This window comes from Rhizobium vallis, from assembly GCF_003985155.1.
In the GTDB taxonomy this organism is placed as follows: Bacteria; Pseudomonadota; Alphaproteobacteria; order Rhizobiales; family Rhizobiaceae; genus Rhizobium; species Rhizobium vallis.
In genome coordinates, this window is record NZ_ML133688.1 from 640,250 (window position 1) to 649,463 (window position 9,214).

Consider the following 9,214-nt stretch of genomic DNA (forward strand, 5'->3'; position numbering starts at 1 on the left):
GTTGGCGACAGGGGCAGAGGTAGGGCCTGTCGCATTGAACCATAATAGCCTACGATTGAGAAACATCGTGCCACTGGTGAATACAATGCTCGACCTCAACGATATCGTCGTCTTCGCCCGCGTCGTCGAGGCCGGCAGCTTCACCGCCGCCGCCCGCCTGCTCGCCATGCCGAAGACGACGGTCAGCCGCCGCATCGCCGCGCTCGAGCGCGAGATGGGTGTGCGCCTGCTGCAGCGCACCACCCGCAGCCTCAAGCTGACGGATGCGGGGCGCCTCTATTACGAGGAGAGCAGCCAGGCGCTGCGCACGCTGGAACAAGCCAACCTCCGCCTGGCCGAGGCGCGGGCGGAACCATCAGGCACGATCCGCATCTCCGCGCCGGTCGGTTTCGGCGGCCACTTCCTTGCCGCCGCGATTTTCGATTTCCTGGCGGCCTACCCGAAAACGAAGGTCGAGCTGCGCCTCACCGACGACCGGCTCAACCTCATCGAGAGCGGCATAGACCTCGCCTTCCGCACCGGCATCCTGGAGGATTCCACGCTGATTGCCCGCAAGCTCGGCTCGACCTACAGGGTTCTCTGCGCCAGCCCGGACTATCTCGCCCGCTGCGGCGCGCCTGATCGGCCCGCCGATCTCACCCGCCACGACTGCGTCATCGCCGGCCCGTCGGCCACCAATGCGCACTGGACGCTGGAGGGCATCGACGGCCAGGAGACGATCTCGGTATCGGGACGCTTCGCCGCCAACGAAATGCAGGCGGTCATGGCTGCCGCGATTGCCGGCCACGGCATCGCCCAGCTGCCGCGCGGACCTGCAGAGGCCTGCATTAGGGATGGCCGGCTACGCCGCGTTCTCGACGGCTACACGACGCCGGCCGGCGGTCTGCATGTCGTCTATCCCAGCAGCCAGAACCTGTCGCCGCTGGTCAAGGCATTCATCCAGCTGGCAATCGATCACCTGAACGCGGGGAATGGCGCAAGCGACGAACTCCCGATCATATCGCGATAGGTTACCGCCAGAGAAAATCCGGCCCGGTGCTCTGCGACGTCAGCTTGAGCGTCCCGTCCGGTTGCACGAGATAGCTCTCGAAGACGCGGTAGCCGAAATCGCCGAGAAAGGTGTGCTGGACCACCGTTCCCGGGCGATAGGGCGAATGGATGACCTTTCCGCCATAGGTGAGACTGCCTGGCAGCGGCTGGGGTGCGCCTGAATTACTGGCGCAGGCCGCAAGCGCGAAGAAAACGGCAATGAGCGCGTGCCTCATCCTGGCCTCCCTTGCCGGTGACATCAGCGCCTGAATAATACGACTTTGCCCGGTCAGAAGATAGCGTTCCTGCCTGCGTAGTCTCGGCGCAGCGCCTCTGCCCGCGTGAGCGCGCTGGCGATCTGGTCGGCGCTGAAAGGCTTGGCGATCACATCGAGCGCGCCTTCGATCCCGTGTCCGATGCTCTTCGGACTGCCGGTCACGAAGATGACGTCGACGCCAAAGCGGTCGATCAGCCGGCGTGCGAGCTGGACGCCGCTCAGGCCGTCGGCAAGCCTGAGATCGACGAGCGCGACATCGCTTCTCGGAGCATAGGCGAGAGCCTGCTCCATCGTCGAAACCGGCCCGACGGCCTGGTGTCCGGCATCCTGCACGATACGCTCGAGTTCAAGGGCGATGAAGTTCTCGTCTTCGACGATCATGACGTTCATGGATATCCTCCTCCCATGGACAAGCGATCCGCGGCACACCCCCAGCAATCGATACAACGCAACTTCCCCTCGAATGTTTCCATTTCGAAAGATATGCGTGTCGAAAATGGTAACTGATTTATCGGGCGTCCGCGGGTGAGTGAGTAGGAAATAGTGATTAGTGAGTAGGAAAAACCACTCACTAACGACTACTCACTACTCACTAATCACCGCCGCGTCGAAGAGGCCTCGCTTACCGCTTCGCCTTCGCGCTTTCCTCCCGGAACGCCGCCTCGCCGGCATCGGAGATCTCGACCCATTTCTTGTCGGGCGCGGCATCGGCGACATAGGCGTCGTGCCAGTTCCACCATTTGTAGGTCGGCGTCTGCGGATAGCCCTCGGGCGAATCCTCCCAGGCTTCCTGGCGGCCGAGCGGCGTGATGTCGAGATAATTCCAGGTGCCGCCCATCTGCTCGTCGCCGCGGTTGTTGACGAAATAGGTGCGGAAGATCCGCTCGCCGTCGCGGTAAAACACATTGGTGCCATGCCACTCGTCGACGCCGAAATCCTTGTCGAAGCTGTCGGTGATCGTCACCCACGGCATCGTCCAGCCCATCCGCGCTTTCAGGCTGATGATCTCGGCCTGCGGGGCGCGCGAGGCGAAGACGAGGGTCGTGTCGCGGGCATTCAGATGCGCGACATGGGCGACCTGGTCGGCGACCATCGAGCAGCCGCGGCAGGCATGCTCGGGCCAGCCGAAGACGCCGGGCTCGTAAAAGGCGCGGTAGACGATGAGCTGATGCCGGCCCGCAAACAGGTCGAGCAGCCCGACCCTGCCCTCCGGCCCTTCGAACGCATAGTTCGTTTCCACAGCCGTCCACGGCATGCGGCGGCGCTCGGCGGCCAGCGCGTCGCGGGCGCGGGTCTCGGCCTTTTCCTTGACGAGCAGCTGCTTGCGGGCCGCCTCCCAGGCCTCGTGCGACACGACAGGCGGTCTGTGCATGGTCTGCCCGCTTTTTCCATTCTCTGCTGTTCCGGTCATCGCTTCAATCTCCTGATTGGGGCGAATTCCCGCGCTCCATCACCGAAGCCGGTTCATCGCGCATTGATCGGAGATAGTTTCGCACCTGACATTGCACAGTGGGAGTAACAAGTGTGACCGCATTCTGGTCGCCGCTGATCGCAGCGACGGCGCCGGTTCCGGGGGAGCATGCTCGAGCACGCGCTGATGATGCCCGAACAAGTGCTTCTCGCCGTGCGTCGATTAGCAAATCGCGTGAGCAGGCGTGTCACTTCTGCACGCCAAGACTGCTCAATTCGCCTTTCGCGCCGCTATATTCCAGGAAGGTCGTGGGGCAGGAGGACAAGGCTGCCTGGAGCCGTGGGCGGGCCTCCTGAATGTTGCCACCCAACAAATACCATTCGCCACTGTAAAATGTGGCCTCGCAACGCTGGTTGCTATCGGCCGCCTTCGCCATCAGTTCATCCGGTTTCAACGCGCCGAGAAAAAGACTGTAGACAGGATATGGCCATATCCCCTGCTCCGTTTTGCCGGCCGCGATCCTGAGATCGGCGGTTGCCTTTGCATCATTGCCACGCGTTTGAGCGAAAAAACGCCAGAGATTGTAATAGGGAGCATTCTCGGGATTCTCGGTTGCAGCAACGGCGAACCCCGTGGCGGCTTCCTCGTACCGTCCTGAGAAAAAGTTCGACATCGGGTCATCGAGAATGAATTGGCGGGTATTGCTGATCGGAAAAAGCGACACCGCCGCCACAATAACAAACAGAGTGCTGAAGGCTATTGCCGCCGCGCCGAAACGAGGTGTCGGGCGCTCTTTCGGCCAGAACGCCAGCAGCAGGAACGATAGCGCGGCCCCGGTCAACGCGCCGCCGAAATGTCCGGCATAATCAATGTTCTCACCGCTTCTTGCTGCCGAGAGGAACGGCAGCAGGGAGGGTATCAGAATTTGAGCTGCTCCGATCCGCAGGGAATCCGCAATCGGCCCTGACCGGAAACGGAAGCTTGCCGCGACGACGGCTGCGAAAAGCCCGACGATCCCGCCGGAGGCGCCGACCCCAACCGTGTTTGGAGCGTTGATCCACACCGATGCGACAGACCCGCCAAGGGCACTGGCGAAAAAAATCGCTGCAAACCAGCGCCAGCCGATCAGGCGTTCGAGGAGCCGTCCGGCGAACCACAGGGAAACGCAATTGAACGCCAGATGGAGGATGCCTGCATGCATGAATGGTGCGGTAAACAGCCGCCACCATTCGCCGTCCTCGACGATGCTTCGACGAAACGTTCCTCCGAGGATGTAGAGAGTCCGAATGGTGGGAGAGCCGGCGACGGGTGGTTCGATACCAAAGGTGAGCTCAGCGGCATAGACCGCGACCAAAGTAGCAAGAAGAACATAGGTGAAGACGGGATGACCGGCGCTGTTCAGAGCGGGGCCCGGCGCTTCGTCTTCATCATGCAGGGCAATCGCGCCATCTGCCGGCATGGCCTGGCGTGCGGCTTCATGGGCTTCGGATGCCAATGCCACGAACTGATCGACTATCCTGTCCGGATTGCCCCGCAATACGTGCAGAGCGACGCCGACCTTGGCGCGCGAACCCGAGAGCCGGCTCGCCAGCCACCGCCTGGTTAAGGTCCTGGCGGCAACGGGATCAAGGTGAAGAATGAGAGCATCCGAATGTTTGCTCCGGACTCTGTCAAAGTTTCGGATGGCAGACCACGGCAGTATCTGGCCAGGGAAGTTCGGCAGACGGATGCCGGCCGTCGATATGACGAGTCCGGGCTCCACGGAGAAGAGCTTGGGCAACAGCAGCAACGCTATAATGCCACAAAACGCTGAGCCCAGCACCACGAAGACCCAAATCAAATGAGGGTCCTGATCCCCAGGTGGATGGAATCCCAGCCAGATGATTCCCGCCGTGAAGACGACGAGAACCAGGAAAATCCGGAGTAATTTTCCTTTGTTGTAGGCATATTCCGTTCTGCGCAGTTCTTCAGGCTTCATTCAAAATTCTCGCTGAAAAGTATCGGCTGCATGCATGCCTGTTCAACGTCGCAATGTGTGACTCTCTGTAGACAAGGAAAGGACACTGGATCGAATTTATCTACCTGGAATGGCATTCTGCAAGGCCAAACGCTATTGCATGGCGTGTGATTTCTTGCGCCGGCCAACTATCGTCACTCCAGACCATCAGCAGAGTTGCCAAAAGCAGGCGAGTGTCGGAAGCTTGTTTTCGGCTATAGGCGACGGATTGTTTGACATGACGACAGCCTCATCAAATGAGACGGCCACGCTCGGCGGCGCCAGGATCTGCCGCGGCTGCTGGGATCAGATGCATATGCCGATCCCGATCGGCGGCCCGCTGGCGCTGCCCTTCCGCGCCTTCGGCATCACCCGCAGCAAGATGAACCCCGATATCTGCACGATCTGCGAGCGCTCCTTCCAATATGTGAAGAAGAAGCGCCAGATCACCGTCGATGCCACCATCCTGTTTGCCGACATCCGGGGCTTTACCGATCTTTCCGAGCGCATCGAGGCGGTGCGCTTGAGCGAAATCGTCAGCCTCTTCCAGGATCGCTGCGCCCAGGCGATCTGGGCGCATGACGGCATCGTCAACAAGCAGATGGGCGATGGGCTGATGGCGATCTTCAACTTCCCGATCATCCGGAAGGATCACGCCGGCGCCGCGATCCTGGCCGCGCAGGAGATCCAGCGCAATTGCGCCGCGGCGCTGAGCGGCCTGGCGCCGGACGCCCTGCCCGGCCGCCCGCTCGGGGTCGGCGTCGGCATCCATTCCGGCGAGGTCCAGATCGGCGAGTTCTCCAGCTTCCGCAGCGATTTCACCGCCATCGGCGGCGTCGTCAACCAGGCCGCCAGGCTGGAATCCCAGGCCGCGGCCGGCGAGATCCTGGTCTCGGCGGAGACGGCGGCGCAGGCTCCTGATCTCGCGGCCGGCGCAGAGACGCGCGTGCTCACGCTGAAAGGCATCGAGCAGCCGGTGCAGGCAAGGGTGCTGGTCAAGCGCTGACCGACTGCGGCCGAGTCACGGCCTTCTTCGAAAGATCCCCCACCTTCAACACGGTGGCCGCAATTCCTCACGCTGTGATTGCTGAGCGCGCCGGATTGCAAGCCGATTAATCCTCCTGAAACGAAGATTGCTTATCTCTAAGCCATCCAAATGGTTGGGGTTACTCATGGGCAGTTTTTCTCTGTGGCACTGGTTGATCCTCCTGATCCTGGTCGTCGTGCCGTTGATCTTCATCTTCAGAAATCCGCCGGCCGGGCCGAACCGCTTCGGCGGCCTGCCCGAAGCAATGGGCTTCGGCCAGGCGATCAAGAGCTATTTCAAGAAATATGTGGATTTCACCGGCAGAGCGAGCCGATCGGAGTTCTGGTTTTCGTGGCTCTTCGTCTTTCTCGTCGCCAGCGTTTTATACGCGGTCGACCGGACCGAAATTTTGTACTGGATCTGGTCGCTGGCCACGCTTCTTCCATCGATCGCCATGGCCACCCGACGTCTTCACGACATCAACCGAAGCGGATGGCACCTGCTTCTTGGGCTGCTCTTTCCCATTGGCTCGATTGCCGTCCTCGTATGGTATTGCAGAGCGCCGGCTGCGGACCATTCCAGGTCATCCGTCTTTGCTTGAGGATACAGCGCCGGCGAGCGTGGGTTGAGACCGTTGCCCGGTTGAGGCAGAATGCCGTTATCGAATAAAGACAGAATGGACCGCCCCTCATGCTGACCGGTTCATGCCATTGCGGCAAGGCGAGCTGGACGCTCGAAGGCGATCCCGGCTCGATCACCGCATGCAACTGCACGCTCTGCCGGCGCTACGGCACGCTCTGGGCCTATGACTACGAGGGAGAGCGCATCGCCCTCAGCGGCGAGACGGCTTCCTACACCCGCGCCGGCAAGGACAACCCGTCGCTCGAAATATTGTTCTGCCCGACCTGCGCCTGCGTGCTCAGCTGGCGCGGCCTGTGGCTGGACGACAAGGGCCGCCGCCGCATGGCCGTCAACATCCGGCTTGCTCCCCCTGAACTCGTCGCCGACCTGCCGATCGATCATTTCGACGGGCTGGAGACGTTTGAAGACCTTCCGTCCGATGGGCGATGTGTGAGGGATCTCTGGTTTTGATGGCGTCCGGAAGGGATTGGCGAGGATGATAAATACCTCGCCGCCGCCTTAGTACTTCATGGCCCGCAGTTCCGGAAAATCATAGTAACGCAGCCGCTTGTCGTGGCAGCGATAATCGTCCTTTTTCAGGTTCAGTATCATGTTGTGCTGCAAGCCCAGGCCGATATAGGACCAGTCCGAGTTGGCACGTTCCGTCGTGCGCGTGCAATAAGCGTATATCTGCTTTTCCGGATCAAGCAGAACCACGCTTGATATCTCGGCCTTTACGAAGTTCCCCGGTTTAATGGTTCCCTTGAGAGCGTCGACATATTCGCGTCGAACCGCGTCGGAGGGCGGACGCTGGGAATCCGCAACGGATTGCGGCTCCGGAGTTTGGCAGCCGGCCAGTGCCAGCAGGGCGGCGCAAGCAAGAAATTTGGTCTTCATTCGGTTGAATCTCATGTATCGAGGTCGATAGATCAGCTTTTCCAAAAGGCGATGGAAGGCATGCCACGCCGCCGCTCAAAAGACTTGAACGGCGACGCCCCCTCGCCCCTGCGTCAGGTCTTCATGCCGGTCAGCTCAGGAAACGGGTAGTAGCGCGGCCGCTTGTCTTTGCAGCGATCGTCATTCGCCGTCGCGCCGAGTATTTTGCCATCAGTGAAGGAGACGCCGAGATAGGCCCAGTCGCCCCAGCTGCGCTTCGGTACCACCCGCACACAGTAAGCATAGATCTTCTTCTCGGGCTCAAGCACAACCACGCTGGAAATGCGGGCCCATACGACTTCTCCTGCTTCGTGCCGATAACTTCTCTTGAACACGATGTTGACGAAGTTCTGCCTGACGTCACTCGAGGGAGGACGCTGCGAGTCCGCAACGGTTTGCGACACGGGGGCGTTGCAGCCGGCCAGCATCAGCATGGCAGCGCAAGCGAGGAGTTTTATTCTCATTCAATTGGATCCCTAAAGAATCGCAGCGTGATGGACGCTGCGCATTCCTACAAACACAGCGCGAATAATATTTGCAATACATGAAAATAAACATTGCTGACGCTTAGGATGCCACCGATATGCCTGCGTCCTTGCATCTATACCGGAGGGTTTGAAACGGAACTTGGGGGCCCTTCATCATCATCGTGGATCGACAAGCCCGCTTCCAGCGCCGCAAGAATGAAAGCCTGCCGCACCGTCTCGGCCGGCATGCGCCCGGCAAGCCAGGCGCGGCAGAAATCGATCACCCGCTGCTGATGGACGCCGCCATCGATCGGCCAGTCCGAGGTGATGGCATAAAGCGCATCCTGCGGCGAACGGAGAACCATTCGTTCGCCGGTATCGAGGTTGATGGAGATCGGTTTTTTCCAGAAGGCGGAATGGTCGCTAATGGCAGTGGCACCTGTAACTGAAGTCACAGGAAACTAACTGCGGAAGGCCGATTTCGGTTCCAGTTGGGGCCGGTCGATGATGCGCCGCCGGTCAATTGATGCAAGAAGCAGCCCCGAGTGCGTGCTTCGAGGCTCCGCCCTGCGGGCTGCGCACCTCAGCATGAGGGGCGTGGGAGCATGCCGCGTCGATAAGCGGAAGCCACCATTCACTGGGCAGGGTTGCAGAGAGATCGCGCCAACGCCCAAGACAGCCTCACCATGTGGTGCCCCCGCAAGGGGCCTCGAAGGGCGAGGCGGGCGCGCCGGCTGTCAACCTGGCAGCTTGCAGCCCTTGCTCATGCCAGCGGACTGCATGGCCGAGACCTTGCCTTTGGAGGCGGCAATTTCTCCTTCCTTGTCTCCTCCGGCGACGCTGCCGATGGGAACGCCAACGAGGAAGACGCCGAAAGCATCGCCATTCGCTGCGCTGATCTGCTGCTTGGACAGATCGTCGAGCTTGGCCTTCTCTTTCTTGAGTTGCGCAGCGAGCGCTTCGCAGCTGAGGTTCGTATATGCCGCCATCGGAATATCGACCTGGACGATTGCGTCAGGACGTTTGGCGCAGCCGGCGAGTGCCGCCGTCGCCGCGAGTGCAATAATGATCTTGTTCATGAATAGTCCCCAATTCCCGCAGCAGCTGTATCATCGCCGCGCGCATTGCGGGAGGCAGCCAAGCCTTCAACCACAGACTTTTATTTGCGAAAACTGCATCGGGTTGTCGATAGCTGCAGGGAGCAACCCCGAGCGCGTGCTTCGAGGCTCCGCCCTGCGGGCTGCGCGCCTCAGCATGAGGGGCGTGGGAGTATGCCGCGCCTGACGAGAGGCAGCGAATAGGCGAGGACGCTGCTCCCAAGCTCCCTTGTATCTGCACATTGGTGATTTTGTGCGATTGAAGCGACTGAGCCTCTTGCCGGGTGGCCACCCGGCAAGAGGCGTGGCGGCGTCGCCCGTTCTCCCTCCGGTTACAACCGTGGATGAGCCAG

Annotated in this window: 12 protein-coding genes; 4 read left to right on the forward strand and 8 right to left on the reverse strand. The window is 60.8% G+C overall.

The features are described 5' to 3' along the window. The first annotated feature begins 85 nt into the window (after positions 1-85). A complete protein-coding gene (locus EFQ99_RS13105; RefSeq protein WP_126921477.1) occupies positions 86-1,009 on the forward strand; it encodes a LysR family transcriptional regulator in 924 nt (307 codons plus the stop codon). A 1-nt stretch (position 1,010) separates the two neighbouring features. On the opposite strand, the gene EFQ99_RS13110 is transcribed toward EFQ99_RS13105, so the two are convergent. The 4 genes from EFQ99_RS13110 to EFQ99_RS13125 all read right to left on the reverse strand — a co-directional run bounded on the left by EFQ99_RS13110 (position 1,011) and on the right by EFQ99_RS13125 (position 4,695). Further along, on the reverse strand, positions 1,011-1,265 hold the full coding sequence (locus tag EFQ99_RS13110; protein ID WP_126921445.1) for a hypothetical protein: 255 nt from the start codon (positions 1,263-1,265) through the stop codon (positions 1,011-1,013). A gap of 53 nt (positions 1,266-1,318) precedes the next feature. Beyond that, entirely contained in the window at positions 1,319-1,696 is a 378-nt protein-coding gene (locus EFQ99_RS13115) for a response regulator (RefSeq protein WP_126921446.1), read from the reverse strand. Between the two features lie 232 nt (positions 1,697-1,928). After that, positions 1,929-2,717, reverse strand: a complete 789-nt coding sequence (locus EFQ99_RS13120) for a DUF899 domain-containing protein (protein ID WP_126921447.1) — start codon at positions 2,715-2,717, stop codon at positions 1,929-1,931. Between the two features lie 247 nt (positions 2,718-2,964). After that, complete coding sequence (locus tag EFQ99_RS13125; RefSeq protein ID WP_126921448.1) at positions 2,965-4,695, reverse strand: rhomboid family intramembrane serine protease; 1,731 nt, start codon at positions 4,693-4,695, stop codon at positions 2,965-2,967. A 256-nt stretch (positions 4,696-4,951) separates the two neighbouring features. Here EFQ99_RS13125 and EFQ99_RS13130 point away from each other — a divergent pair, with 256 nt between their 5' ends. The 3 genes from EFQ99_RS13130 to EFQ99_RS13140 all read left to right on the forward strand — a co-directional run bounded on the left by EFQ99_RS13130 (position 4,952) and on the right by EFQ99_RS13140 (position 6,832). Continuing rightward, positions 4,952-5,719, forward strand: coding sequence for an adenylate/guanylate cyclase domain-containing protein (locus tag EFQ99_RS13130; RefSeq protein ID WP_126921449.1), 768 nt, complete (start codon positions 4,952-4,954; stop codon positions 5,717-5,719). A 166-nt stretch (positions 5,720-5,885) separates the two neighbouring features. Then, positions 5,886-6,341: a DUF805 domain-containing protein gene (locus EFQ99_RS13135; protein WP_126921450.1), complete on the forward strand. Its 456-nt coding sequence runs from the start codon at positions 5,886-5,888 to the stop codon at positions 6,339-6,341. 89 nt (positions 6,342-6,430) lie between these two features. Continuing rightward, positions 6,431-6,832 (forward strand): GFA family protein, encoded by a 402-nt coding sequence (locus EFQ99_RS13140; RefSeq protein WP_126921451.1) that lies wholly within the window; start codon positions 6,431-6,433, stop codon positions 6,830-6,832. A 48-nt stretch (positions 6,833-6,880) separates the two neighbouring features. Here EFQ99_RS13140 and EFQ99_RS13145 read toward each other — a convergent pair whose 3' ends face one another. The 4 genes from EFQ99_RS13145 to EFQ99_RS13160 all read right to left on the reverse strand — a co-directional run bounded on the left by EFQ99_RS13145 (position 6,881) and on the right by EFQ99_RS13160 (position 8,843). Beyond that, positions 6,881-7,258 (reverse strand): hypothetical protein, encoded by a 378-nt coding sequence (locus tag EFQ99_RS13145; RefSeq protein WP_126921452.1) that lies wholly within the window; start codon positions 7,256-7,258, stop codon positions 6,881-6,883. A 113-nt stretch (positions 7,259-7,371) separates the two neighbouring features. Next, the gene (locus EFQ99_RS13150) at positions 7,372-7,761 is read right to left on the reverse strand and encodes a hypothetical protein (protein WP_126921453.1); all 390 of its coding nucleotides are present in this window, start codon (positions 7,759-7,761) and stop codon (positions 7,372-7,374) included. Positions 7,762-7,898: 137 nt separating this feature from the next. Then, positions 7,899-8,129, reverse strand: coding sequence for a DUF982 domain-containing protein (locus EFQ99_RS13155; protein WP_245441484.1), 231 nt, complete (start codon positions 8,127-8,129; stop codon positions 7,899-7,901). Positions 8,130-8,501: 372 nt separating this feature from the next. After that, entirely contained in the window at positions 8,502-8,843 is a 342-nt protein-coding gene (locus EFQ99_RS13160) for a lipoprotein (protein ID WP_126921455.1), read from the reverse strand. Between the last annotated feature and the right edge of the window lie 371 nt (positions 8,844-9,214).

Excerpts from the sequence above, each read along its gene's own strand:
- EFQ99_RS13140 (WP_126921451.1), top strand. The coding sequence starts at position 6,431 with ATGCTGACCGGTTCATGCCATTGCGGCAAGGCGAGCTGGACGCTCGAA.
- EFQ99_RS13150 (WP_126921453.1), bottom strand. The coding sequence starts at position 7,761 with ATGAGAATAAAACTCCTCGCTTGCGCTGCCATGCTGATGCTGGCCGGC.
- EFQ99_RS13110 (WP_126921445.1), bottom strand. The coding sequence starts at position 1,265 with ATGAGGCACGCGCTCATTGCCGTTTTCTTCGCGCTTGCGGCCTGCGCC.
- EFQ99_RS13125 (WP_126921448.1), bottom strand. The coding sequence starts at position 4,695 with ATGAAGCCTGAAGAACTGCGCAGAACGGAATATGCCTACAACAAAGGA.
- EFQ99_RS13115 (WP_126921446.1), bottom strand. The coding sequence starts at position 1,696 with ATGAACGTCATGATCGTCGAAGACGAGAACTTCATCGCCCTTGAACTC.
- EFQ99_RS13135 (WP_126921450.1), top strand. The coding sequence starts at position 5,886 with ATGGGCAGTTTTTCTCTGTGGCACTGGTTGATCCTCCTGATCCTGGTC.
- EFQ99_RS13155 (WP_245441484.1), bottom strand. The coding sequence starts at position 8,129 with ATGGTTCTCCGTTCGCCGCAGGATGCGCTTTATGCCATCACCTCGGAC.
- EFQ99_RS13145 (WP_126921452.1), bottom strand. The coding sequence starts at position 7,258 with ATGAAGACCAAATTTCTTGCTTGCGCCGCCCTGCTGGCACTGGCCGGC.
- EFQ99_RS13105 (WP_126921477.1), top strand. The coding sequence starts at position 86 with ATGCTCGACCTCAACGATATCGTCGTCTTCGCCCGCGTCGTCGAGGCC.
- EFQ99_RS13120 (WP_126921447.1), bottom strand. The coding sequence starts at position 2,717 with ATGACCGGAACAGCAGAGAATGGAAAAAGCGGGCAGACCATGCACAGA.
- EFQ99_RS13130 (WP_126921449.1), top strand. The coding sequence starts at position 4,952 with ATGACGACAGCCTCATCAAATGAGACGGCCACGCTCGGCGGCGCCAGG.
- EFQ99_RS13160 (WP_126921455.1), bottom strand. The coding sequence starts at position 8,843 with ATGAACAAGATCATTATTGCACTCGCGGCGACGGCGGCACTCGCCGGC.